Source organism: Cryobacterium algoritolerans (assembly GCF_004402785.1).
Classification (GTDB): Bacteria; Actinomycetota; Actinomycetes; order Actinomycetales; family Microbacteriaceae; genus Cryobacterium; species Cryobacterium algoritolerans.
In genome coordinates this window covers 61,788-86,204 of sequence record NZ_SOFP01000011.1, presented here as the reverse complement: position 1 = coordinate 86,204, position 24,417 = coordinate 61,788, and the positions used below count along the sequence as shown (strand labels likewise).

Below are 24,417 nucleotides of genomic sequence, written 5' to 3'. Positions count from 1 at the left end.
GGCCACGTTCTCGTCGGCCTTGTCGGTGATCCAGTCCATCCACGGCAGCAGGCGGCAGGTGTGACCGTGGGTCCGGCGCAGGCCAGGGGAACGCCTGAGTCCAGGTCAGGATGCGCCCCGGTCAGGATGCCGCTGGCTCCGTGCACCGGGAGGTCGATCGGATGATCACCTGCACTTCACCGGTCTCATCCGTGATGGTGACCCGGTAGATGAGGAGCTGCTGGCCGACGAATTTGAGTGCGAGGTGGCCCTGGCTGCCCAGGGTGCGCAGCGTGACGCTCCAGCCCCGGTCTTTGTAGCGCCGGGTGACGCTCTCGATCCAGGCGTAGCGGTCGAAGTCGGGCCCGACGGTCATCGTGCGGGACACGGCGATTTCTTCGCCGCCGCCTCCCGGGCAGGCAGAGGCGTTGCTTGTGTCCGAGGAGGCCGTGACGGTGCCCGCGGGGAGGGTCGCGGTGATCGAATCGACGTCAACGAGCACTTCCTCGATCACTCCGTCGCGGCTGGTCGGCCTGTCCGTGTGTACGTTCTGGCTGATGATCACGACCACGACCACGACCACAACCACTGAAACCGACACGGCCAACGCAATCGTCGGGCCGACTTTCCAGAATCTTCCTCTGGTCCCCATCCCGACAGACTATCGGCCGGACCGCACCGAGCGCGGAAATCCGTCCCAGAGAACACCGAACCTGCTGGGCTACGATCTTCTGGTGCCTCACCTGTTGCCTCCCCTCCACATCGCGCTCGTTTGCCTGCACACCTCGCCCGGCGCCGAGCCCGGTTCGGGCGACGCCGGAGGCATGAACGTCGTGGTCCGCGAGCAGGCGGCGGCCCTGGCTGCGGCCGGGCACACCGTCGACATCCTGACCCGGCGCTCGTCGTTCGAGCTTGCCGGCACCGTGCAGCTCACCCCCGGGGTCACCCTACGGTTCCTCGATGCCGGCCCGGCAGAGCCCGTGGCCAAGGGCGACCATGAGGCGTTCATCGAAGAGTTCCGGCTGCGGATGAGCACCATGGGCCCCTACGACATCTACCACTCGCACCACTGGTTCTCCGGGATGGCCGCACTGCCTCTCGCCCGCCTCTGCGGGGTGCCTCATGTGCAGAGCTTCCACAGCATCGCGGCCGACGCGTCCACCCCGTTGTCGGCCGGGGAGCGCCCGGAATCGCCTGGGCGGATGGCCGGCGAGGTCTGGCTCGCTCACGAATCCGACGCCATCGTGGCGATCAGCGCCGCCGAGGCCGAGACCGTGGTGCAAAGCCTCGGCGGGTCACCCGACCGGGTAGCCATCGTGCCGCCCGGGGTCGACGGGGGTCTCTTCCGTCCGACGACTCCGGAACCCGACGCGGGCCGCGGCTATGCGATCGTGGCCGCGCGACTGCAGCCGCTGAAGGGCCTGGACCTCGCGATCGAGGCTATCGCGGCGGTGCCGGAAGCGGTGCGCCCCGAGCTGGTCATCGCCGGGGACACCTCCGCCGATTTCGACGGGTACGTCGACGAACTGGGGTCACTCGCAGCCAGGCACGGGATCGAAACCGGAGTGCGGTTCGTGGGCCCGCAGTCCCGGGTCGCCCTGGCTGCCCTGCTGCGCGGGGCACGCGTGGTGCTCATCCCTTCCCACTCCGAGACCTTCGGCCTGGTCGCCCTCGAAGGAGCGGCGAGCGGCGTGCCCGTGGTCGCCGCGGCATCCGGGGGCCTGCGCGAGGCTGTTCTGCACGGCGACACCGGCGTGGTGCTCGAGTCACGCGACCCTGCGGTCTGGGCCGGAGCCATCACCACGGTCCTGTCGAACCCGGGACTGGCCAAACGCCTGTCCGACGCGGGGCGCAAGCACGCGGAAGTCCTGGACTGGCCCAGGTCGGCCGCCGGTCTGCTCCTCGTCTACCGGGCTCTCGTCGGCCCCGGCGCCGACCGGCAGCACCTCGCAATCGCGTGAGCCTCCTCGACCTGGTCACCTCCGTGCTCGTCGTGCACGCCCACCCCGACGATGAGACGATCTCCACCGGCGCGCTGATCGCGGAATCGGTCGTTCGGGACATCCGCGTTTCGCTGCTCACCGCCACCCGCGGCGAGCGTGGCGAGGTCGTTCCCGGGCCGCTCTCGGACCTCGAGGGCACGGCCGCGTTGACCACGGAGCGGGAACGCGAGTTGCAGCGGGCGACGGCCGCACTCGGAGTCTCGGAACGGTTCTGGCTCGGTGAGCCGCCCGCTCGGGAAGCCGGACTGGCCCCGCGCCGCTACCGGGACTCGGGCATGACCTGGATCCGTCCGGGACTTGCCGGGCCGGCGGCCGACGACGAGGACGACGCCCTCGCGATCGCACCCCTGGACGAGGTGGTGGCGGATGTCGCGGCCCTCATCCTGGCGCTGCGGCCGGCGCTCGTCATCAGCTACGACAGTGGCGGGGGCTACGGCCACCCTGACCATGTGCGCATGCACGTCGCCGCGCTCGCCGCGTGTCGCGCCGTCGGCACGCCATTCGCGGAGATCCTGCACGAGCCCGCCGACGACGGCGAGTGGTTCGACCTCGACCGGCACCTGACCACGGTGACCACCGCCCTCCGCTGTCACGCCAGCCAGCTCACCGTCGATGGTTCGGACATCGTGCACTCCGGCGGGCAGAGGGATCCGATAAAGACAGGGATCGGCCTCCGGGTCCTTCCGGGACAATCCGCCAGCCTCCGAGACCCTAGCCAGGGCCTCACCGATGTCGTCGATTCTCACCTGGATCCCGACTCCCTCGGGCGCCACGGCACACGAGGCAGGCAAAAGGGGGTTTGATTGAGGGATGACCAGCATTGACAAGAACGCGGCACTCGTCATCATCGACGTGCAGCAGGGATTCGATGAATCCGAATGGGGCTCCACCACCAACCTCGGCTGTGAGGACAACATCGACGCCCTCGCCGAGGCCTGGGTCTCGACCGGCCGGCCGATCGTCGTCGTGCGTCACGACAGCAAGAATGCGGGATCATCACTCCATCCCGGGCAGCCGGGAAATTCGCTCAAACCGAGCGTCGCCGCACTCCCGGCCGACCTGCTGGTGACCAAGAACGTCAACTCTGCCTTCATCGGCGACCCGGACCTGCACGAGTGGCTGGGCCGGCAGGGCATCCACCAGCTCGTGATCTGCGGTATCCAAACCAATATGTGTGTGGAAACTACCGCCCGGATGGGCGGAAACCTCGGCTACGACGTGATCGTTCCCCTGGACGCCACCCGCACCTTCGGTCTGGTCGAACTGGCGCCAAGAAACGGGGCCACCATGTCGGCCACTGCGGATGAAGTCATGCGCATGACGGCCCTCAACCTGGCCGCCGGCGGGTTCGCCACGGTGACCAGAACCGCAGAGTTGCTCCCCCTGGTCTGAGCCGCGAGCCCGACCGATCTCCCCCGCGGTGATTGAGCCCGTCGAAATCAGGCCCGGCCCAACAGCAGCTCGGGCTGCTCTTTGACGCTGTCGGGGTGGCCGACCGGGTGATCAGGCAGTGTTTCGCGGTGCGGGCGGAGGGGATCGACCAGACCCGCCGGTTAAGCGAGGCCCAAACCGCGTCCAGTCTGTTGGATGCGCGGTCCTTCTGGACCTGGGAGGAGATCGCCGCGCGCGAGCTCTCCAGGGAACTGGCCGCGACGCTGCGGATCCCCGAGCGCACCGCAGTGAACCTGCTCGAGGAGAGCCTGGCCCTTACCAACGACCAGCCCGCGGCCCGGGCGGCCCTGGCGGGCGGCGGATCAGTTACCGGCACGCGCAGACCGTGGTCGGCCAGGCCTGGTCGATCCCGCCCGAGGTGTCACCCCCACCGGCGTGGGCATCGGGGTGAGAGCGACCGTGCAGGTCACCGTTCCCGTGCTGACGCTCTTCGGGTACCGTGACGCTTCTCGGGCACCGTGACGCTCCGGGTTACCTCGAGGGGTACGGGCCGATCGATCCGGACACGGCCCGGGATCTGGCATCGCGGGCGCCGAGCTTCACCCGGCTGCTCACCCGGCTGCTCACCCACCCCGAAACCGAGGTGATCCTCACCGTCGGCCGGGACCGATACACAGTCCCCAACCCGCCGTGCTCCCCGCCGTGCTCCCCACCGTGCTCCCCACCTGACCACCGACGGACCACCGACGGGCGCAGCGGCCGCCGTCACCGAGTCCAGCCGACCCACCTCGTCGGACCACCCCGACGACCCACCCTTCTGAGATTACGATCCCTGCTCCCTCGGCATCTATCTGCAGAAACTGTCGGTCTGGAGAACCCGGCGGTCCCCGGGGCCGGCAAGCCGGGAGCGTTTGCGCTGAAACGGCTATCCGGCCATCACGCCGGACAGCAGCACTGCGGACAACCCGACGAAGGCCATCACATTCAGCACGACGCTCCCCCAGAAAGCCGAACGAAAGCCAGCCTTCCTCGTCTTGTGACGGAGGGTCTGCTGGGCGACGATGGCACCGGGCCAGCCGCCCACAGCCCCCCAGATGAGCAGGGTGCTCTCCGGCACCCGCCAACGGCCCGCCGAGGCCGCCGATTTGTCCACCGCGTAGGCGACGAAGCAGCACACACTAGCGGCGAGGTAGAAGCCCGCAACCCAGGCAGACAGCGGCCAGATGGCGTTCACGACCAGGCAGATCGCGAGAAACGCCGGAATGGCGAGGTAGGCGCCCGCACCGGACCCGGGCCGCTGCGAGCCCGACCGGCGCGGTGAATCCGACCCGCGCCCCGGGTTCCGGCGCACCGGCATGCTTCGTGTTCTGCCCTAGCCCATGAGACGAGCGTAACGTTCCGACGCACGGCGGCGTTCCCCCGTAGGTTGGAAGGCATGACCTCGCCGCGCATCCTGCCTCGCCCCGACAAGCACGACCCGCACAGCCTCGGCTTCGCCACCCAGTCGGTGCACGCCGGCAACGAGATCGACGCCGGGTCCGGTGCGCTCCGCACACCCATCGTGATGGCGAATTCATACGCGCTCCCCGACGACCCCGCGGCTCTGAGCTGGTCGGGCACCGACGTTCCCCTGTATACCCGCAACAGCGGCGCCAACCAGCTGGGTCTGCAACGTAAGCTTGCCGTGCTCGAGGGTGGTGAGGATGCCGTTGCCCTCGCCAGTGGAGTCGCCGCGCTGCACGCGATCTTCTTCACACTGCTGAAGACCGGTGACCACGTCGTCGTCGCCGACGTGACCTACGAGGCCGTCTTCCGGCTTTTCACCGAACTGTTGCCGGAGAAGTACGGCATCAGGGCCAGCTTCGTCGACCCGACCGACCTCGACGCCGTGCGGGCCGCAATCCGTCCCGAAACCCGGCTTGTGCACATCGAGTCGGTCGGCAACCCGACCACCAAGGTCACGGATGTCGCAGCCATCGCCGGCATCGCCCACGCGGCCGGAGCCCTGCTCTCCATCGACAACACCTTCACTCCCCCGCCGCTGTTCCGCCCGCTCGCGCTGGGCGCCGACCTCGTCGTGCACTCGCTGACGAAGTACATCAACGGGCACGGCGACGCAATGGGCGGCGCCGTCATCGGCCGCGCAGACCTGATCCGTCGGATCAAGCTCGATGCCATGGTCGACGTGGGCGGCGTGATCAGCCCATTCAACGCCTGGCTGATCATGCGCGGCTCGGTCACCCTGCCGCTTCGACTGCGCCAGCACTGCGCTTCCGCTGCGCTGGTCGCCGAGTTCCTCGAGGCCGATCCGCGGGTGGCCTACGTCGCCTACCCGGGACTGGCCTCGCATCCGCAGCACGCCGTCGCGGTGCGCCAGTTCAGCCAGGGGTTCGGCGCCATGATGGCGTTCGCGGTGACCGGCGACGCGGCCACCCAGAACCGATTCGTGTCGAACCTCCGAGTGATCACCTCGGCGGTGTCACTCGGACATGACGAGACCCTGATCGTGCACGTCGACGCCTCCGGCCCGCGAGTGGCGGCCTACCCGCCGGAGTTCCGGGAGTTCGGCCATCTGCGGCTCTCGGTGGGGCTGGAAGACGCCGACGACCTGGTCGCCGACCTCTCCGCAGCCCTCACCGCGACATTCCCGTGAGCGTTACGGCGTGGGCGGTTACGGGATGTAGTTGAACTCGTCCGGGTTCGGGCCGGTCCGCTCGTTGCGGTTCAGCGCCGTGACGGCCGCGACGTCGTCATCGGTGAGTTCGAAGTCGAAGAGGGCGAAGTTCTCCTCTACCCGGCTGCGGGTCACCGACTTCGGGAAGACGATATCGCCGCGCTGCAGGTGCCAGCGCAGGGTGACCTGGGCGGCGGAGCGGCCGACCCGCTCGGCGATCGCCGTGATCACGGGATCACCGAGCACCTTGCCCTGGGCGATCGGCGACCAGGCCTCGGTCGCGATGCCGTGGGCCTTGTTGAACGCGCGCAGGTCGTCCTGGGTCAGGTACGGGTGGACCTCGATCTGGTTGACTGCGGGAATGGTGCCCGTCTCGTCGAAGAGGCGCTGCAGGTGGTGCTGCTGGAAGTTGGAGACGCCGATGGCCTTCACCCGTCCGGAGGCGTGCAGCTCTTCCAGGGCCTGCCAGGTCTCGACGAAGTCGCCGACGGCCGGAAGCGGCCAATGGATCAGGAACAGGTCAAGGTAGTCCAATCCGAGGGTGGCCAGGCTCGTGTCGAACGCGGCGAGGGCATCCGCCCGCTTGTGGAAGCCATTGTTCAGCTTGCTGGTCACGAACACAGCGGAGCGTTCGATGCCGGATTCACGCACGGCCTCGCCGACGCCCTGCTCATTGCCGTACATCTCGGCGGTGTCGATGTGGCGATAGCCGACCTCCAGCGCCGCCAGGGTGGCACGCTTGGTATCGGCCGGTTCGATCTGGAACACGCCGAAACCGAGCTCGGGGATCGCCTGCCCGTTGTTCAGCGTGATGGTGGGAACTGCTGAGACTGCTGCCGTCATTCCGGGATTCTCCTTCTGTCGGGGACGGTGCGCGGATGACCGTGCACACCTCACCCCCAACCCGGCGACGGGGGTCCGGCATTCCCGAACCCTGCGAATGGTCAGGTCGGACGACCGGTCCGAACGGCAGCGCGAACGATCAGCCCGAACGGTCAGGCTGCGACGAGATCGGCGACGCGTGCGTCGGCAACCTGGCGCTGCAACGACGCGAGGATGAGCGGCAGTTGCTCGGCCGGGGCCTCCGGTGCCTCGGGGTGCCACTGCACCCCGGTGATCGGCGCCGACTCGTGTTCGACCGCCTCGACGAGCCCGTCCGGGGCGATCGCCACGGGAACCAGGCCGGCGCCGAGCCTGCCGACGCTCTGGTGGTGGGCGCTCTGCACCGAGACGGCGACGGAGCCGAGACTATCGCGCAGTCCGCTGGCGCCGAGGAGCTCGACGGGGTGCTCCCGCAGAGTCTGGTCGACCGGTACGTCGATATTGCGGTGGATGCCGTCTTCGATGTGCTGCACGATGCCGCCGCCGAGGGCGACGTTGATGACCTGCAGTCCGCGGCAGATTCCGAGGAGCGGGGTGTCCCGCTCCACTGCGCGGCGCACGAGGGCGATCTGCCCCTCGTCGGCCGTGTGGTAGTGGCGGGTTTCACCCTCGTAGCCGTCTGCGCCGCCGTAGAACCGGGGCGTGATGTCCTCGCCACCCATGATCAGGATGGCGTCGCAGCCGTCGGTCGCTTCGAGCAGTTCGGCCGGGGTCATATCGGCGGCCGCGAGACGCGTGACTCGCCAGCCGCCCTGCTCTCCGGCGGAGACCGCGGCGGCGTTGAGCACCTGAACCTTGGCGTGGTAAGCCTGCCGGTCCGGTCGGTGGCGGGTGACCTCGACAATGGCGAGGCGGGGCAGGGTCGCAGTGGAGCCGGGCTCGGGAGCGAAGGCCAAAGCGGCTAGTTGCGAGGGTGTCACCTGCCCGGTCATATTCGCCTCCGCTCCGATTGATGTGGTTTGACCAGTCTGGAGACTGGACCCCAATCCCGCCAGCGGCCCCGTAACAGTTTGAAACAGTACGGAAGGGCGGCCCACCGCTGACGTATCGGCCGCTCCCTCTGCCCGGCGAAAGTGCTCTCGCCGGTTCCTGGACGCGTCACGCCAGACCATTCTAGGCTCGGCACGAGAGACGCCAGAGCATCGACGGTTTTGTGAGGATGTGGGTCCATGCGGTCACGGTGGTTGATCCCGGTCTCGATGGCGGCGCTGTTCGCCTTCTCCGTTCCCGCCCTTGCCGCTCCCACCCTCGCCTGGGCCGAAGACCCGGTCACCTTCGGCGCGAGCCACATCGCGGACAAGGTCGGCGCGGTCACCGCACGCATTGCCGCAGTGAACGCCGCCCTCGACAAGCTCTACGCCGACACGCGCACCGACCTCTTCGTCGTCTACGTCGACGCGTTCACCGGGGTGGCTGACCGCCAGCAGTGGGCGGACAAGACCGCCGACGACAACGGTCTCGGCACTAACGACGTGCTGCTGGCCATCGCCACCGGCGACCGCGAGTACCAGCTGTCGGTCGCCCCCGACTTCGCCTTGACGGATGCCCAGCTCCGCGAGGTCGAGACCGTCGCGATCGAGCCCGCACTTCGGGTGAACGACTGGGCGGGCGCGGCCATCGGGGCGGCGAACGGCCTCGCCGCCGGCATCACGGGCGGCACCATTACCGCCCCCGAGATCACCCCGGGCGACGCCGCACCCGGCCGGTCTGTCGGCGGATCGATCGGCATCGTCCTGATGATCCTGATCGTGATCGCCCTCCTCGTCGTGGGCGCCGTGGTCTTCTTCATCGTGCGCGGGAGGCGGCGCCCCGCCCTCCCGCCGGCCGGGACGCCGCCGACGGTTCTGCAGGCACCACCGACCATAGAGCTGAAGCGACGAGCGGCGGGCGCGCTGGTGCAGACGGATGACGCGGTCAAGTCGAGCGAACAGGAACTCGGCTTCGCAATCGCCCAGTACGGCTCCGCGACGACGGACGCCTTCCAGAGAGCCCTGACAACCGCCAAGGCCCAACTTACCGAGGCATTCACCCTGCAGCAACGGCTCGACGACTCAGAGCCGGACTCGGAGGAACAGCAGCGGACCTGGTATGCGGGGATCGTCGACCTGTGCGGCCGGGCCAACACAGCGCTCGACGAGCAGATCGACGACTTCGACGCACTCCGGCAGCTGGAGAAGAAGGCACCGGCGGCCGTTGCCTCGGCAACCCTGGAGGTCGCCACGATCGAGGCGCGCGTCACCTCGGCCGACGCGGCCCTGGCCGCCCTGGCCGCCCGGTACACCGACAACGCGATCGCCACTGTCGCCGACAACCCGCGCCAGGCGCGCGAGCGGATCGCGTTCGCCGGGGCAGCCCTGGCCGAGTCGACCACCCGCCTGAGCGCCGGCGAGACCACCGCAGCCGCCGTGGGTGTGCGCGCGGCCGAGGAATCGATCGACCAGGCCAGGCTGCTGATCGACGCCGTCGACCGGCTCGGCGCGGACCTCCAGACCGCGACCGCCAGCGTGGCCTCGACCGTCACCGAGCTGCAGGCCGACCTGGTCACGGCCCGCGGGCTGCCCGCGGACACCTCCGCCTCCGGCGCCCTACCCGGCGTGATCGCCGCCACCGAGCAGGTCATCGGCGAGGTGACCGGCCGGCTCGGGGCCGCCCGGATCAGCCCGCTCGAACTGATGCAGCGGCTCGAGGCCGCCAACACCCAGATGGATTCGGCCCTGCAGGGCGTGCGTGACGCCGTGGCCAGCGCCCGACGCGCCCAGGCCGCCCTGGACCAGAACCTACTGGCCGCCCGAGCCCAGGTCTCCGCCGCCGAGGACTTCATCACGGCCAGGCGGGGCGCGGTTGGCGCGGAGGCACGAACGCGCCTGGCCGAGGCCGGTCGACTCCTGGTCGAGGCGGAGTCAGCGAGCGCCGCCAACCCGGATGCTGCCCTCGCCGCGGCCGCCCGGGCCGGCTCCCTGGCCGCGAACGCCATCACCCTCGCCCGGAACGACGTCAACGGGTTCTCGGGAGGCCAGGCGACCGGCGGCCTCGGCGACGTCTTCGCCGGCGGAGGTGGGCCCCGGAGCGGGGGCGGCAACGGCATGATGGGCGCCATTCTCGGGGGCATCATCATCAACTCGATCCTCGGCGGCGGTGGGGGCTTCGGAGGCGGTGGGGGCGGACGCGGCGGCGGGGGCAGGGGCTTCGGCATTCCCGGCGGATTCGGCGGGGCAGCCACCCGTTCGCGGCGAGGAGGCGGCGGCAGGTTCTAGGTTCACCCCGGCATCCGTCACCGGCATTCTTCCCTGACAACCGGTACATTCCCCAGCACACACCGACAGAATGGGCTTACCCGTCTGTTCCTCGAAAGGACACTGCCATGACAAAACAGTCCATCTTCGGCCGCATCGCCCAGCTTGCGAAGGCCAACATCAATGCGCTCCTGGATTCCGCCGAGGATCCGAAGCTCATGCTCGACCAGATGGTGCGCGACTACACCAACAGCATCGCCGACGCCGAGAGCGCCATCGCCGAGACCATCGGCAACCTGCGCCTGCTCGAGGATGACCACCGCGAAGATGTGGAAGCGGCCACGGAATGGGGTGGCAAGGCGCTGGCCGCCAGCCGCAAGGCAGACGAGTTGCGGCTCGCAGGAGCCGCCGCCGACGCTGACCGCTTCGACAACCTGGCGAAGGTGGCGCTCGGCCGCCAGCTGCAGTCCGAGAAGGAGGCGAAGATCGCCGAGCCCCAGATCGCGTCGCAGTCGGCCGTCGTCGCCCAGCTCAAGAACGGCCTCAACGCCATGAAGGAGAAGCTGAACCAGCTCGCCTCCAAGCGGGACGAACTGATCGCACGGTCGAAGACCGCAGAGGCCCAGACCAAGGTGATGGATGCCGTCAAGAGCATCGACATCATGGACCCGACCAGCGAGGTTTCCCGGTTCGAGGACAAGATCCGCCGCGAAGAGGCCCGGGTTCGTGGCGCCAGCGAACTGGCCGCATCCAGCCTCGACGCCCAGTTCGAAAGCCTCGAGGACCTCGGCGAGCTCACCGAGGTCGACGCCCGCCTCGCCGCGCTCAAGAACGGCGGCACGAGCGAGATCGAGAAGCAGACCTCGAGAAACTAGTCCTGGCAATCGGGCGCCTGCGGGAACATCCCGCCGGTGCCCGTCGTTGTCGGTGACATGACAACAATCGGACTCATCGGCGCCGGGAATATCGGCAGCCAGCTCGCACGACTCAGCGTGGCCAACGGCTATGACGTCGTCATCAGCAACTCGCGCGGGCCGGAAACCCTGCGCGAGCTCATCGAGGAACTCGGTCCACGCGCCAGAGCCACCACCCCGACCGAGACCGCCGCGGCGGGCGACCTCGTCGTCGTGACCATCCCGCTTGGCCAGATCGACACCCTGCCCGTGAGCAAGCTCGCCGGCAAGGTCGTCATCGACACGAACAACTACTACCCCCAGCGAGACGGCAACATCGCCGTCCTCGACAACGAAACCACGACGACCGCCGAGCTGCTCCAGGATCGACTGCCGGCCTCGACCATCGTGAAGGCGTTCAACCACATCTACGCGGCCGACCTGACCACGGACGGGCAACCCGCCGGATCGGAGAACCGACGCGCCCTGGCGGTCGCCGGCGACGACGCGGCGGCCGCCGCCACGGTGACCGCTCTGCTCGACGACTTCGGCTTCGACACGGTCAACCTCGGTCCTCTCGCCGAGGGCTGGCGGATCCAGCGAGACACTCCCGGTTACGGTCCGCGCCTCAACGCCGGCGAGCTGCGGGATGCCACGACCGCGGCGCGGCGGTACCGGGACCAGTAGCCGGACGCACGCGCACACACCGCGCTCGCGCGGCGCAAGCGGAGGAGAGCATACTGAGGGTATGGCTCCCACCTTCGTTGTCGTACCGCAGTGGCAGGGTTCGGTTTCTCCTCGCGCGATGCGCTTGAGTGACGGGGCGGAGGCCATCCGAGGAGATCTTCCCTCGTCCGCAACGCGGGAGGTCCCCGTCCCGGTCGAGGCAGGCGATTCCCTCGACACCGGGATCGACCGGTTCTCCACCCTGGTCATGGTGCGCGAGCGCGTGGCGTCGGCGCTGCGCTCCACCACGACGCCGGTGCTGACGATCGGCGGTGACTGCGGGGTGTCCCTCGCCTCCGTCGAACATGCCGCCCGGCAGCATCCGGCCGATCTCGCCCTGGTCTGGCTCGACGCGCACCCTGACCTGCACACGGCGGAGACGTCCCCCTCCGGCGCGTTCAACGGGATGGTGCTGCGCGCCATCACCGGAGAGGGAACCGACGGCCTGGCGTTGACGGGCGACGACCGCGTGCCGCTGGACCGGGTGATCCTCGGCGGGGCCAGGGACATCGACCCGGCCGAGGCCGAACTGATCCAGGATCGCAGCATCACGAGCCTGTCAATCGATGACCTCGCGTCCCCCGACGCCCTCCTCGCCGCGGTGCGAGCCACCGGCGCCAGCTCGTTCTACCTGCACATCGACCTCGACGTGCTCGACCCGGCCACGCTGGCCGGGCTGGCCGACCTGATGCCGTTCGGACTGAGCCTTGAAGCGCTCAATCGCACGATCACGGCCCTGCGCGGCGAGTTCACGCTCGCCGGGGCGACCATCGCGGGTTTCGCGCCTGCCTCGCCCGAGACTGCCCCCGACGACCTGCCGAGCATCCTCCGGATCATCGGGGCGCTCTCGCGCTGACCGGGGGTTATCGTCAATGCACCCGGAAGCCCGACCCTTAGCATGGGACCGACGCACCGAGCGTCACGACGCCAAGGGAGGCATCCGTGAGCCTGCAGAACCCCGTTCCCGACCAGCCGAGGATCATCACCGAGCGGCGGGGACACGTGTTCCTGATCGGGTTCAACCGGCCGGACAAGCGCAACGCCGCGGACCTCGCACTGCTGCAACAGCTCGCCCTCGCCTACGGAGAGCTGGAACGTGACCCCGACCTGCGCGTCGGCCTGGTCTATGCCGTCGGCGATCACTTCACCGCCGGCCTCGACCTGGCCGACATCGGGCCGCGCCTCGGGCCGGACGGCATCGACATCGTGCCAGAGGGCGGAATCCACCCCTGGCAGGTCGACGGCCAGGCCCTGTCCAAACCCGTCGTGATGGCCGTGCAGGGCACCTGCCTCACCCTCGGAATCGAACTCATGCTCGCCAGCGACATCTCGATCGCAGCCGAGTCGACTCGGTTCGGGCAGATCGAGGTGGCCCGCGGCATCCTCCCCTTCGGCGGGGCCACTATCCGCTTCCCGCGCACAGCCGGCTGGGGAAACGCGATGCGCTGGATCCTCACCGGTGACACGTTCGATGCCGCCGAAGCCCACCGGATCGGTCTCGTGCAGGAGGTCGTGCCGGACGGCACCCAGTTCGACCGCGCCCTCGAATTGGCCGAACGCGTCGCCGGCCAGGCGCCGCTCGCCGTGCAGGCGACGCTCGCGAATGCCCGCGCCGCCGTGCGCGACGGCGACGCTGCAGCCGAGCTGCAACTGCAGCCCGCCCTGGCCCGCCTGGCCGCGACCGAGGATTCCCGGATCGGCATGGAGTCGTTCCTCACCCGCACCCCGGCGACCTTTCTCGGCCGCTGAACCAGGGAACCACCGTCCCACCTTCACACCCCAGCCGTCAGGAGAAGCAGATGACCCAACCAGCAGGCAGCACCACGGACTACGACGTGATCGTGATCGGCGCCGGAGCGGTGGGCGAGAACGTCGCCGACCGGGCGGTGCAACGCGGGCTGCGCACGGTGATCGTGGAGAGTGAACTGGTCGGCGGCGAATGCTCGTACTGGGCGTGCATGCCCTCGAAGGCGCTGCTGCGCAGCGGGGCCGCCGTCACCGCCGCCCGGCGCGTCGGCGGCGCCGCCGAGGCCGTCACCGGGGTGCTGGATACCCAGGCCGTGTTACGCCGCCGGGATTCATTCACGAGCAACTGGTCCGACGAGGGCCAGGTGAGTTGGCTGGCAAAGACCGGGATCACCCTCGTGCGCGGCCACGCCCGGCTGAGCGGGGTGCGCGAGGTGATCGTTACCCGTGAGGACGGGACCACGTCCAGGCTGACGGCGGCACATGCCGTGGTCGTAAGCACCGGTTCCGCCGCCCTGCTGCCAGACATCCCCGGCCTGGCCGACGTCGCGCCGTGGACCAGCCGAGAGGCCACCAGCGCCCGGAGCATCCCGGCCCACCTCGCCGTCATCGGCGGCGGCGTCGTCGCGGTCGAGATGGCCACCGCATACGCCTCCCTCGGTGCGGCCGTCACCATGATCGTGCGCCACGGCCTACTCGGCGGGATGGAACCGTTCGCCGGGGACCTCGTCACGGCCTCGCTCCGGGAGAGCGGCGTCACCGTACTCACCGGAGTGTCCACGACGGGCGCAGCCCGCACCGCGGACGGCCAGGTCGCGCTCACCCTCGACGACGGCACGACGGTCACCGCCGGGGAGGTGCTGGTCGCCACCGGCCGGGTGCCGCACACCGGCGACGTCGGCCTCGAGACTGTCGGGCTCACCCCGGGCGACTGGCTCACCGTCGACGACACCATGCTCGTGCAGGGAGACGCTGCGGAGCTGGCCGGGCAGTGGCTGTACGCCACCGGGGACGTGAACCATCGGGCCCTGCTCACCCATCAGGGGAAGTACCAGGCCAGGGCAGCCGGTGACGTCATCGCCGCGCGGGCCGCCGGCCGGCCGGCCGACGATGGGCCGTGGGGAACCCACGTCGCCACGGCCGACCACGCCGCGGTCCCCCAGGTGACCTTCGGCGATCCCGAGGTGGCGTCGGTCGGGCTGACCCGGGTGTCCGCAGAGAAGGCCGGGTACCGCATCCGGGTGCTCGACTACAACCTGGGCTCGGTCGCCGGGTCGAGCGTGCACGCCGACGGCTACACCGGAACGGCCAGGGCGATCGTCGACCTCGACCGGGAGGTGCTCCTCGGGGTCACGTTCGTCGGTCAGGACGTCGCGGAGCTGCTGCACGCGGCGACCATCGCCGTGGTCGGCGAGGTGCCGATCGGCAGGCTCTGGCACGCCGTGCCGAGCTACCCGACGATGAGCGAGGTCTGGCTGCGCCTGCTCGAGGAATATGGGCGACCGTAGCCCCGGGAGTTCGGTGGGCATGCAGCTTCGTGTGGGTGCGGCGGCCTACGCTGGGGATGTGCGCCGCCTCCTCTTCGACTCTCCCCTCAGCCGGGCCGGCTACCTCTACGCCACCCTGGTGGGCCTGGTCTGGGGTTCGATCTGGAGCACCGGCCGGGTCGAACACCGCGGTGGCCTCGTGATCTTCCGCGGGATGCCGGCCTGGGCCTTCGGCCGCGGCGGTTCCTGCGTCGGCGGCTGCTACCTGACCAACCAGAACGTCACCGACCGGATCCTGGAACACGAGGCCGTGCACAAACGCCAGTGGCAGCAGTTCGGGATGGTCTTCCCGCTGCTCTACCTGGTGGCCGGCCGCAATCCGCTCCGTAACCGGTTCGAAATCGAAGCAGGACTCGACAAGGGCGGCTATCTCGCCAAGGGGGAACACCGATGAACCAGCGAACTATCATCATCACCGGCGCCAGCGACGGCATCGGGGCTGCCGCCGCCCGGAAACTGAGCATGGACGGCGAACACGTCGTGATCGTGGGGCGCTCCCCTGCCAAGACGGCGTCGGTCGCCGCCGAGCTTGGCGTCAACTTCTTCGTGGCCGACTTCGCCCGGCTGGACGAGGTACGCGGGCTCGCGGCCGAACTGCGCGAGCGCTATCCGCGGATCGATGTCCTGGCCAATAACGCGGGCGGTATCATGGGCACCCGGCAACTGACCGTTGACGGCCACGAAAAGACGTTCCAGGTCAACCACCTCGCTCCGTTCCTGCTGACGACGCTGCTGATCGACCGGCTCAGCGAGAGCTCGGCCACCGTGGTCAACACGTCCAGCGCCGCCAACAGCGTCTTCGGCAAGTTCGACCTCGACGACCTCGACGCCGAACGTTCATACTCGCCGAACCGGGCCTACGGCAACGCCAAACTCGCCAACATCCTCTTCACCCGGGAGCTCCACCACCGCTTCCACGACCAGGGCATCTCCACCGCAGCATTCCACCCCGGCGTGGTCGCGACCGGCTTCGCCGCCGGCTCGACGAGCATCATGCGCCTGATCTACCGCACCCCGCTGAAGCGCTTCCTGATGCCGCCGGAGCAGGGCGCCGACACCCTGACCTGGCTGGCCACGGCCAGGCCGGGCTCCGACTGGATCTCGGGCGAGTACTACGAGAAGCGCGTGATGCAGAAGGCGAATCCGCAGGCGCACGACCCGGCCCTTGCCGCCGGCCTCTGGGCCCGCAGCGAGGCGATGACCCGCGAATCGGCGGCGCCTGTACCGGAGTGACCGATCTGTCCTGACCATTCGAACCACCCCAACCGAGGAGAAGAACGATGAGCTACGCACACACCATAACCATGGACGCTCCATTCGACGAGGCCGTGCGGATCACCAGGGCGGCCCTGGCCGAACAGGGCTTCGGGGTGCTGACGGAGATCGACCTGCACGCCACTTTCACCGCGAAACTCGGGGTGGAACAGGCGGATGCGGTGGGCGACTACCTCATCCTCGGCGCCTGCAACCCCCTGCTGGCCAGCCGGGCCGTTGCTGCCGACCCCAGCATCGGGGCGCTGCTGCCCTGCAACGTGGTCGTTCGGCGCGCCGCCGGCGCTTCGGCGACCACTGTGCAGGCCATCGACCCAGCCATCATGGTGCAGCTGAGCCACGCGCCGGAGATCAAGGACGTTGCGGCGGAGGCGGACACCCGCCTGCGGGCCGCCCTGGCCTCGATGCTCTCGCCTCGGTAGCCCCACCGCGCCGCGGGGCGGCGAGACCCCGCGACAGGAACGTAAAAACGCCCGGCCTCCACGGAGACCGGGCGCTCCCACTGTTTGCAGCCTACGTTGTCACTCCGCGGCGTAGACGGCGGATGTCCCGGCCAGCAGGTCTGCCTCGGCCCAGGCCGCAAGGTTCGCCCGCAGCTTCGCACCGAGGTCGGCGTCCACGCTGGTCCAGTAACCGATGGCCCGCTCAGTGACCTCCGGGCGCTCGACGCCGCTGATGGCACCGGTGATGGTGTCCAGGAACCGCGCCTTGGCCGCATCGTCGTAGACGTCGCGGTAGAGCGTGCCGGCCTGGCCGAAGTCGCTGTCCTCGCTGCGCAGCTGCGCGGCGGCCCGGAGCAGCTCACCGTCATTCTCCCAGCCGCCTTCCGCAGCGAGCAGCGGGTCGGCGACGGGACCATCGAGGGAGTTCGGAGCGTAGTTCGGCGCCTCCGGGGCGTTGTAGTGGTGGCGCGCAGCGCCATCCTGCGAGTAGTTGTTCACCGGGGCCTTCGGCGCGTTCACCGGCAGCTCCGCGAAGTTGGTGCCGACGCGGTATCGCTGTGCGTCGGGGTAGGAGAAGATGCGCGCCATCAGCATCTTGTCGGGGCTCGCCGCGATGCCGGGCACGAAATTGGCCGGCGAGAACGCGGCTTGTTCGATCTCCGCAAAAAAGTTCTGCGGGTTGCGGTTCAGGGTGTGCGTGCCGATCTTGACGAGCGGGTAGTCAGCGTGCGGCCAGACCTTCGTGATGTCGAACGGGTTGAAGCGGTAGGTCTTGCCGTCTTCGTAGGGCATGATCTGCACCGAGACGTCCCAGGACGGGAAGTCGCCCGCCTCGATGGCGTCGTGCAGGTCGCGCCGGTAGTAGTCGGCGTCGGCGCCGGCGATGAGCTCGGCCTCCGAGCCCTCCATCTCGATGTTGCCCTGGTTGGAAGTGAAGTGATACTTCACCCAGAAGCGCTCGCCCTCGGCGTTGATCCACTGGTACGTGTGCGAGCCGAAGCCGGGCATCTCACGCCAGGAGCGCGGCAGGCCGCGGTCGCCCATCAGATAGGTCACCTGGTGGGAGGACTCGGGCGAGAGGGTCCAGAAATCCCACTGCATCGTGGCATCGCGGAGGCCGGAACCCGGCAGGCGCTTCTGGGAGTGGATGAAGTCGGGGAACTTGATGCCGTCGCGGATGAAGAACACGGGCGTGTTGTTGCCGACGATGTCGTAGTTGCCCTCGGAGGTGTAGAACTTCACCGAGAAGCCGCGCACGTCGCGCCAGGTGTCCGGGCTGCCCTGTTCGCCGGCGACGCTGGAGAAGCGCTGCAGCGTGTCGGTGGTGGTGCCGGGTTGGAAAACCGAGGCGCGGGTGTACGCGGAGACGTCACCGGTCACCTCGAACGTGCCGTGCGCCCCGCCGCCCTTGGCGTGCACGATGCGCTCCGGGATGCGCTCGCGGTTGAACTGGGCGAGCTTCTCGACCAGGTAGCGGTCGTGCAGGGCTGTGACTCCGTCGGTTCCAACGGTCAGGGAGTGCTCGTCGCTGGCAACGGGCGTTCCCGTCTGGGTGGTGGTGGGCTTGATAGTCATCGTGCTCCTTTGTTCGACAGCGGTGGTGGTCAGGTAAGCGTGGTGGCCAGTTCGACCTGGCAGGCGGGGCACAGGCCCCAATAGGTGACCTCGGCGGCCTGCACGGCGAAGCCGGCGGCGTCGTCGGGCATCAGGCAGGGTGCCTCGCCGACGGCGCATTCGACGTCGCGCACGGTGCCGCAGCGGGTGCAGACGATGTGGTGGTGATTGTCGCCGACCCGGCGTTCAAACAGGGCAGCCGAGCCTGCCGGTTCGATCCTGCGGGTGAGTCCCGCTGCGGTGAAAGCGGCAAGCACCCCATAGACCGCCTGGAGGGAGGTGCCGGGGAGATCGGCACGTACGGCGGTGAACAACCGGTCGGCGGTCGAATGCGGGGCATCGGCCAGGGCCTGCAGCACGGCCAATCGCGGTGCCGTGACCTTGAGTCCGGCGGCCCGGATGCTGTCGGCAAGCGCGTCCGCGGCGGGAACCGGCGCCGAAAGGGAGACCTCGGCGCTCGTCTGCGTCAGTTCGGTCGTCGTCATGCTCCCACGCTAGCCGTTGTTTTGAATTACTCAAAATAAGGGCACCCTGAGTGGACCCGTCACCGGGTTCGGGCCACGTGCGGTTACGCGGCCGACGGCCCGCCGGCATTCATCGCCCGGTCGGGGACGAGGGCGGACTCGTAGACACCGACCACCCGGGCGAGGAAAGCTTCGATCACGACGCGCTCCTCGGGGGAGAGCTCCTGGGCGAGCGAAGCGACACCGCCGATGACGGGCATCAGCTCGTCGACGGCCCGTGCCACGGAGGCCGAGGCAGGCACGACGACGACCTTCCGCCGGTCGGAGGCGTGCGGATGCCGCTGCGCGTGACCCAGCGCCACCAGCCGGTCGACGACCAGGGTCGTCGCCGCCGTGGAGATGTCCAGTCGCCGGGAGAGCTCACTCGGAGTCAACGAACCGGAGACCATCAGGTGCTCCATCGCGGACAGGTCGGTCGGGTTCACGTCCAGGGCGGCGCCGACGTGGCGCTCGAAGTCGCGGGAAAGCGTCACGATCTTGCGTAGCTGATTGCCGATGCCGCCCGAGCGCGGCAGACCGATGTCGTTGACGCCGGTCTCGTCGGCCGGCTCTCCGCCACCCCTTGGGGAGTCGGGAGCTGAGTTGCGGCGCTGATTCATAGAAGACATACTAGTACAAACATAGCTAGGACGCTTAGCAATAAAGCTCATTGGAGGAAATTGTGATCGCGATCCTGCGGTTCATCACCGGTCGACGCACGGCCTGGCTCATTCTCGCCGCGACCGCGGTCGCCGTCGGGCTGCTGTTCAGTCTCCTGCCCCAGGACAAATCAGAGGACTTCCCGACCTCCGGACTGCCTAGTTCGAGCCAGGCCGCCCAGGTCGACACGCTGCTCGCGGACTTCCCCTCGGCCAAGCAGACCTCCGCGATCGTGATCTGGAGCAGGCAGGGCAGCAACCTCTCCGCCGCGGACATCACGGCGATCACCGGCCGAGCCGCCGCCCTCGGCGAGCAGTCGACCGCCCCGCGGGCGACGACGCCGCGGTTCAGCGACGACAAGCGGGCAGCGATCAGCGTTGTGCCGCTCGAGGCCCAGAAGGCGACCGCCGACATCGGAAAGACCGCGACAGACATCCGGTCCACGGCCTCCTCCGCCCTCCCGACGGGCCTGACCACCTACGTCACCGGGCCGGTCGGTTTCCGGGCCGACATTACCAACGCCTTCGCCGGCGCCGATCTCCGGCTCCTCCTCGTCACTGTGATCGTCGTCGCGGTGCTCCTGATCGTCACCTATCGCAGCCCTGTGCTCTGGATCGTGCCTCTGGTGGCGGTGGGGCTGGCCGACGGCCTGTCCACGGTCGTGGTCGGCGCCCTTGCCGGTCCGTTCGGCATCGTGCTCGACCCGTCGGTGTCCGGCATCCAATCGGTGCTCGTCTTCGGGGCAGGCACGAATTACGCCCTGCTGCTCGTCGCCCGCTACCGGGAGGAGTTGCTCCGGGCGGAGAACCGAAATGCCGCGATGTTCACCGCCGTGCGCAGCGCCGGACCGGCGATCGCCGCCAGCGGCGGCACGGTGGCACTCAGCCTGCTCACGCTGCTTTTCGCTGAACTCTCCGGCAACCGTGCACTCGGCTTCGCGTGCGCCATCGGCGTCGTCGTCGCCATCCTCTTCGCCCTGATCGTGCTGCCGGCGGCGCTCGTGGTCTGCGGCCGCGGCCTGTTCTGGCCGTTCGTCCCCCGCTTCCAGACCGGCCTGGACCTCAAACGTGAAGGCTTCTGGACCAGGCTCGGACGCGGCGTCGCCCACCGGCCCGCCCTGATCGTGGTCACCTCGATCGTCGGCATCGGGGCGCTCAGTCTCGGACTGCTCGGAGCCTCCGTCGGCCTCTCCCAGGCCGACCAGCTGCTCGGCAATCCGGAATCGGTGCAGGCGCAGAAGATCGTGGACACGTCCTTCTCGGCCGGCCTGACCAGCCAGACCGTTGTCCTGGCCCCGGATGTCGCGGCCACCGAGGCCGCGGCCCTCGCCTCGGCCACGACGGGGGTCGAGGCCGTGCAGCCGGGCGAGAGCGCGAACGGCCGCACCAGGTTGAACCTCTCGCTGGCAAGCGAACCGGGCAGTGACGAGACCTTCGGCACCATCGCCGCGCTGCGCACCGGCTACGCGGATGCTTCCGGCGCGGTCTCCAAGTCACTGGTCGGCGGTAGCGATGCCACCGCGCTGGACAACCGCACGAACGCCCAGTCCGACCAGGACCTGATCATCCCCATGATCCTCGCCATCGTCTTCGGCATCCTGGCCATCCTGCTCCGCTCGCTGGTCGCCCCGGTGCTACTGATCGTGAGCGTGCTGGCGACGTTCTTCGCCAGCCTGGGCGCCTCCAACGCGATCTTCCAGAACCTGATGGGCTTTCCCGCCTTCAACACGAACGTCGTGCTCTTCGCGTTCCTGTTCCTGGTGGCGCTCGGGGTGGACTACAACATCTTCCTGACCACCAGAGCCAGGGAAGAAGCTCACCGCCACGGCACGAAGGAGGGCATGGTGCGCGCTCTCTCCTCCACCGGCGCCGTCATCACCAGCGCCGGCATCCTGATCGCCGCGGTATTCGCGGTCCTCGGCGTTCTGCCGGTGGTCGCCCTCACCCAGATCGGTGTGATCGTCTGCATCGGCGTGCTGCTCGACACCCTTGTCGTGCGCACCCTGGTGGTGCCCGCGCTGGTCTTCCTCACTGGCGACCGCTTCTGGTGGCCGTCCCGCCCGGCCGCTCGGGCCCCGCGGAGCTGACCTGAGCGGCCGGGCGGTTCGGGCGGCCGGCCGGCCGTTTCCCTGGCAGCACCGGGTCACACCTCTGGCGGCACCCGGTGCTGCCAGCGCAGGCGCCGCTCGAGCTGGGCGCCGAGGGCGAGCAGGGTTGCCTCGCCGCCCGGCCGACCGATCAGCTGCACGCCCATCGGCAGGCCGCCCTCGGTCTGCAGCACCGGCAGCACGATGGCGGGCAGCCCGGCCACGTTAACCATCGACGTGAACGGGGTGTACCGCACCTGCTGGGCGAAGTTCACCTCGCCGTTTTCCCGGTCGTACCAGCCCACCGGGCGCGGGGTCATGGCCAGCGCCGGGGTGAGTACGGCATCGAAGCGGGAGAGCTGGCCGATGAACGACCGCTCGTAGGCGGCCAGCGCGGCGAGCGCCTCGGCCAGGGTACGCGCCGAGAGGGCGCGGCCCCGGCCGACGAGCCACCGGGTGAGCGGCTCGAGCAGCTCGAGCTCCTCTTCGGTTTCGGCCGGGATGCTCGCGGCCCCAACCTGCCAGATCGTGCGGAAGGCGGGCGCGTAGCCGGAGTCCGGGGTGAGCGCCGTCTCTTCCAGGCCGTGCCCGATGGCGGCGAGCTCGGCGACCGCAAGGTCCAGGGCCGCCAGGGCCTCCGGCGCGAGGTCGATCGGGTAGTCGTCGTCCCAGGCCGAGGTGGTCATCACTCCGAGCTGGAATCGGCCATCGCCGCGCACGGCCGCCGCCAGCAGGGGGGCCTCGTCGCCGGGGGTGCGGAGGGCGAACGGGTGCACCGGATGCCCGCCCCGCGGCATGATCATCGCATCCAGCAGCAGGGCGGCATCCGCCACGGTCCGTGCGAGGGGTCCGCCCACGCTGAGGCCGCCGAGCTTGTCGATTCCGGACGCGGCCGGCACCCTGCCGCGGGACGGTTTGATTCCGACCAGGCCGCATGCCGCGGCCGGAATACGAATCGATCCGCCGCCGTCTGAGCCGGGTGCAAACGGGAGCAGTCGCGCCGCGACGGCGACCGCTGCCCCGCCGCTCGATCCCCCGGCACCAAGGTCTGGGTCCCATGGGTTTCGGGCAGCGGCGGCCGCGCGGCTCTCGGTGTACGAGGGCAGGCCGAACTCCGGCGTGTTGGTCTTGCCGAGGCTCACCCCGCCGGCCGCATCGAGCGCGGCCACGAGGTCGTCCGACTCCGTGGGAACAAAGTCCCGCATCAGCCGGGAGCCGAACCGGGCCGGCACCCCGGCGCGGAGTTGGAGGTCCTTGTCGGCGAAGGGGAGCCCCCAGAGCGGCGCCGTGCGCGGCACCTGCTCCTCGACGAAGCGGGCCCGCACCAGTGCGGCATCCGCAGTGACGGTGACGAACGCACCCAGGGACGGGTTGGCCACCTCGATCCGGGCCAGGTAGTGCCCGGTCAGCTCGGAGGGGCTGAGTTCGCCGCGCTGCAGCGCCTGCCATTGTTCCAGGGCGGTCAGTTCGTGTGGTTCGGCCATCCCCCGAGCCTACCCAGCGGCAGCGCGGGTGGCGGAGCCCGGTCGGGCGCCGGTCAGCTGCCCAGTCCGGTAAGGAGCACCTGGAATGCGCGCGGCGCCGCGGTGAGCACGGAACGCGCCGTCCAGGTTCCGGCCCAGTGTGCGACCTGGGCCACGTTGATGATCTCGTACTGCACGACCGAGCCGGAATCCTCCTCAAACACCCGGTACTCACCGCGGTACCACCAGCCGCCCTGCACCACGACCAGGCGCTGCGCCGGGTCGGAGAGGAACCGGCCGCCGGCCCCGGCGCGCGGCTCGAGCGCCCGCAGGAGACGCGGAAAGACGACGGTCGGGGCGGCGTCGAGGTGACCGGCGAAGGAACGCAGTACCGTGTGCCGCTCGGGCAGGTCGAGGGAGGCATCGGTCATCCCTCGACTGTACGCGGGCCGACGGCGCTAGCCTGAAACAATGAGAAACACCGTGTTCAACCCGATCGGAACCGTCGCCCTGGTCACGGGGGCCTCGAGCGGGCTGGGCGCCGGATTCGCACGCGAACTCGCCGAGCGCGGGGCCGACCTCGTCCTCACCGCCCGGCGCCAGGACCGCCTCGAGGGCCTGGCCGTCGAACTGGCCGAGAAGTACGGCACGGTGACGACGGTGATCCCGCTCGACCTCGCCGCGCCGGGCGCCGTCGCCGAACTGGTCGCGGACCTGCACACCCGCGAGATCACCGTCGGCACGCTCGTCAACAATGCCGGGTTCGCCACCTACGGTGACCTGGCCGACGCCGACCCGGCGCGGCTGGCCGACGAGGTCTCACTGAACGTCACAGCCCTCACCGCGCTCACCCGCGCCCTGCTGCCCGACCTGCTCGAGACCAGCCGGGCCCAGCCGGGCAGCGCGGCACTGGTGAACCTGGCGAGCACCGCCGCGTTCCAGCCGGTGCCCAAGATGGCCGTCTACGGCGCGACGAAGGCCTACGTGCTCAGCTTCACTGAGGCGCTCTGGTACGAAACCAGGACGTCCGGCCTCAAGGTGACGGCGATTTGCCCCGGCCCGGTGGACACCGAGTTCTTCGAGGTCGCCGGGCGCAGCGCCGACTCCCACCGGGACCTGCTCACGGTGGCCGACGTCATGCGCACGACGTTCACGGCACTCGACCGGGCCTCCACCCCGCCGCACGCGGTGAGCGGCCTGCGCAACAGCGTGTTCGCCCGGGTTGCCGGCCGGCTCCCCCACCGCACGGTCGTCACCGTGGTGGGGCGGATGAACCGCTCGGGTCCCACCGCCTGACGTCG

General features: G+C 69.4%; 25 protein-coding genes. 16 read left to right on the top strand and 9 right to left on the bottom strand.

Annotation, left to right across the window (positions count from 1 at the left end; all coding sequences use genetic code 11):
- Nucleotides 1-121: 121 nt before the first annotated feature.
- Complete coding sequence (locus E3O19_RS02940) at nt 122-556, bottom strand: hypothetical protein (RefSeq protein WP_134565120.1); 435 nt, start codon at nt 554-556, stop codon at nt 122-124.
- On the opposite strand from E3O19_RS02940, the gene E3O19_RS02935 reads away from it, so the two are divergent.
- From E3O19_RS02935 to E3O19_RS02920, 4 genes are read left to right on the top strand one after another with little or no spacing between them, the layout of a single operon-like run.
- Nucleotides 537-1,940 (top strand): glycosyltransferase, encoded by a 1,404-nt coding sequence (locus tag E3O19_RS02935; protein WP_241981154.1) that lies wholly within the window; start codon nt 537-539, stop codon nt 1,938-1,940. The two genes, E3O19_RS02940 and E3O19_RS02935, sit on opposite strands and share 20 nt — an antisense overlap.
- The gene (locus E3O19_RS02930; protein WP_166804439.1) at nt 1,937-2,785 is read left to right on the top strand and encodes a PIG-L deacetylase family protein; all 849 of its coding nucleotides are present in this window, start codon (nt 1,937-1,939) and stop codon (nt 2,783-2,785) included. Before E3O19_RS02935 ends, E3O19_RS02930 begins: the two co-directional genes overlap by 4 nt.
- 7 nt (nt 2,786-2,792) lie before the next feature.
- The gene (locus tag E3O19_RS02925; protein WP_134565118.1) at nt 2,793-3,374 is read left to right on the top strand and encodes a cysteine hydrolase family protein; all 582 of its coding nucleotides are present in this window, start codon (nt 2,793-2,795) and stop codon (nt 3,372-3,374) included.
- Nucleotides 3,375-3,406: 32 nt separating this feature from the next.
- A complete protein-coding gene (locus E3O19_RS02920) occupies nt 3,407-3,877 on the top strand; it encodes a hypothetical protein (RefSeq protein ID WP_134565117.1) in 471 nt (156 codons plus the stop codon).
- 422 nt (nt 3,878-4,299) lie between these two features.
- Here the strand turns inward: E3O19_RS02920 and E3O19_RS02910 are convergent, their stop codons facing one another.
- Complete coding sequence (locus E3O19_RS02910) at nt 4,300-4,731, bottom strand: DUF1294 domain-containing protein (protein ID WP_134565116.1); 432 nt, start codon at nt 4,729-4,731, stop codon at nt 4,300-4,302.
- A gap of 78 nt (nt 4,732-4,809) precedes the next feature.
- Between E3O19_RS02910 and E3O19_RS02905 the strand changes: the two genes are divergently transcribed.
- Nucleotides 4,810-6,027: a trans-sulfuration enzyme family protein gene (locus E3O19_RS02905; protein WP_174776881.1), complete on the top strand. Its 1,218-nt coding sequence runs from the start codon at nt 4,810-4,812 to the stop codon at nt 6,025-6,027.
- Nucleotides 6,028-6,045: 18 nt separating this feature from the next.
- Here the strand turns inward: E3O19_RS02905 and E3O19_RS02900 are convergent, their stop codons facing one another.
- Entirely contained in the window at nt 6,046-6,891 is an 846-nt protein-coding gene (locus E3O19_RS02900; protein WP_134565115.1) for an aldo/keto reductase, read from the bottom strand.
- A 152-nt stretch (nt 6,892-7,043) separates the two neighbouring features.
- Nucleotides 7,044-7,862, bottom strand: a complete 819-nt coding sequence (locus E3O19_RS02895) for a gamma-glutamyl-gamma-aminobutyrate hydrolase family protein (RefSeq protein ID WP_134565114.1) — start codon at nt 7,860-7,862, stop codon at nt 7,044-7,046.
- Between the two features lie 237 nt (nt 7,863-8,099).
- Here E3O19_RS02895 and E3O19_RS18540 point away from each other — a divergent pair, with 237 nt between their 5' ends.
- The 9 genes from E3O19_RS18540 to E3O19_RS02850 all read left to right on the top strand — a co-directional run bounded on the left by E3O19_RS18540 (nt 8,100) and on the right by E3O19_RS02850 (nt 16,769).
- Nucleotides 8,100-10,184, top strand: a complete 2,085-nt coding sequence (locus tag E3O19_RS18540) for a TPM domain-containing protein (protein WP_134565113.1) — start codon at nt 8,100-8,102, stop codon at nt 10,182-10,184.
- Between the two features lie 107 nt (nt 10,185-10,291).
- Nucleotides 10,292-11,038: a PspA/IM30 family protein gene (locus E3O19_RS02885; RefSeq protein ID WP_134565112.1), complete on the top strand. Its 747-nt coding sequence runs from the start codon at nt 10,292-10,294 to the stop codon at nt 11,036-11,038.
- A gap of 57 nt (nt 11,039-11,095) precedes the next feature.
- Nucleotides 11,096-11,743 carry an NADPH-dependent F420 reductase gene (locus E3O19_RS02880; RefSeq protein ID WP_134565111.1) on the top strand — a complete coding sequence of 216 codons (648 nt, stop codon included), beginning with the start codon at nt 11,096-11,098 and terminating at the stop codon, nt 11,741-11,743.
- Between the two features lie 61 nt (nt 11,744-11,804).
- Entirely contained in the window at nt 11,805-12,638 is an 834-nt protein-coding gene (locus E3O19_RS02875) for an arginase family protein (RefSeq protein ID WP_134565110.1), read from the top strand.
- An 86-nt stretch (nt 12,639-12,724) separates the two neighbouring features.
- On the top strand, nt 12,725-13,531 hold the full coding sequence (locus E3O19_RS02870) for a crotonase/enoyl-CoA hydratase family protein (protein WP_241981153.1): 807 nt from the start codon (nt 12,725-12,727) through the stop codon (nt 13,529-13,531).
- A gap of 50 nt (nt 13,532-13,581) precedes the next feature.
- Nucleotides 13,582-15,036 (top strand): dihydrolipoyl dehydrogenase family protein, encoded by a 1,455-nt coding sequence (locus tag E3O19_RS02865; RefSeq protein WP_134565109.1) that lies wholly within the window; start codon nt 13,582-13,584, stop codon nt 15,034-15,036.
- A gap of 19 nt (nt 15,037-15,055) precedes the next feature.
- Nucleotides 15,056-15,469, top strand: coding sequence for a Fe-S oxidoreductase (locus tag E3O19_RS02860; RefSeq protein WP_134565108.1), 414 nt, complete (start codon nt 15,056-15,058; stop codon nt 15,467-15,469).
- Complete coding sequence (locus E3O19_RS02855; RefSeq protein WP_134565107.1) at nt 15,466-16,308, top strand: SDR family NAD(P)-dependent oxidoreductase; 843 nt, start codon at nt 15,466-15,468, stop codon at nt 16,306-16,308. The genes E3O19_RS02860 and E3O19_RS02855 overlap by 4 nt, the downstream gene beginning before the upstream one ends.
- Nucleotides 16,309-16,355: 47 nt before the next feature.
- On the top strand, nt 16,356-16,769 hold the full coding sequence (locus tag E3O19_RS02850) for a DUF302 domain-containing protein (protein WP_134565106.1): 414 nt from the start codon (nt 16,356-16,358) through the stop codon (nt 16,767-16,769).
- Between the two features lie 99 nt (nt 16,770-16,868).
- Here the strand turns inward: E3O19_RS02850 and E3O19_RS02845 are convergent, their stop codons facing one another.
- From E3O19_RS02845 to E3O19_RS02835, 3 genes are all read right to left on the bottom strand, one after another.
- Nucleotides 16,869-18,365 (bottom strand): catalase, encoded by a 1,497-nt coding sequence (locus E3O19_RS02845; RefSeq protein WP_134565105.1) that lies wholly within the window; start codon nt 18,363-18,365, stop codon nt 16,869-16,871.
- Nucleotides 18,366-18,394: 29 nt separating this feature from the next.
- Nucleotides 18,395-18,889: a Fur family transcriptional regulator gene (locus tag E3O19_RS02840; RefSeq protein ID WP_134565104.1), complete on the bottom strand. Its 495-nt coding sequence runs from the start codon at nt 18,887-18,889 to the stop codon at nt 18,395-18,397.
- An 83-nt stretch (nt 18,890-18,972) separates the two neighbouring features.
- On the bottom strand, nt 18,973-19,527 hold the full coding sequence (locus tag E3O19_RS02835; protein ID WP_166804438.1) for a MarR family winged helix-turn-helix transcriptional regulator: 555 nt from the start codon (nt 19,525-19,527) through the stop codon (nt 18,973-18,975).
- A gap of 62 nt (nt 19,528-19,589) precedes the next feature.
- On the opposite strand from E3O19_RS02835, the gene E3O19_RS02830 reads away from it, so the two are divergent.
- Nucleotides 19,590-21,653: an MMPL family transporter gene (locus tag E3O19_RS02830; protein ID WP_134565103.1), complete on the top strand. Its 2,064-nt coding sequence runs from the start codon at nt 19,590-19,592 to the stop codon at nt 21,651-21,653.
- Between the two features lie 56 nt (nt 21,654-21,709).
- Here the strand turns inward: E3O19_RS02830 and E3O19_RS02825 are convergent, their stop codons facing one another.
- Nucleotides 21,710-23,137, bottom strand: a complete 1,428-nt coding sequence (locus tag E3O19_RS02825; RefSeq protein ID WP_134565102.1) for an amidase — start codon at nt 23,135-23,137, stop codon at nt 21,710-21,712.
- A gap of 53 nt (nt 23,138-23,190) precedes the next feature.
- Nucleotides 23,191-23,547: a hypothetical protein gene (locus E3O19_RS02820; RefSeq protein ID WP_134565101.1), complete on the bottom strand. Its 357-nt coding sequence runs from the start codon at nt 23,545-23,547 to the stop codon at nt 23,191-23,193.
- Nucleotides 23,548-23,587: 40 nt separating this feature from the next.
- On the opposite strand from E3O19_RS02820, the gene E3O19_RS02815 reads away from it, so the two are divergent.
- Complete coding sequence (locus E3O19_RS02815; RefSeq protein ID WP_134565100.1) at nt 23,588-24,412, top strand: SDR family NAD(P)-dependent oxidoreductase; 825 nt, start codon at nt 23,588-23,590, stop codon at nt 24,410-24,412.
- Nucleotides 24,413-24,417: the final 5 nt, after the last annotated feature.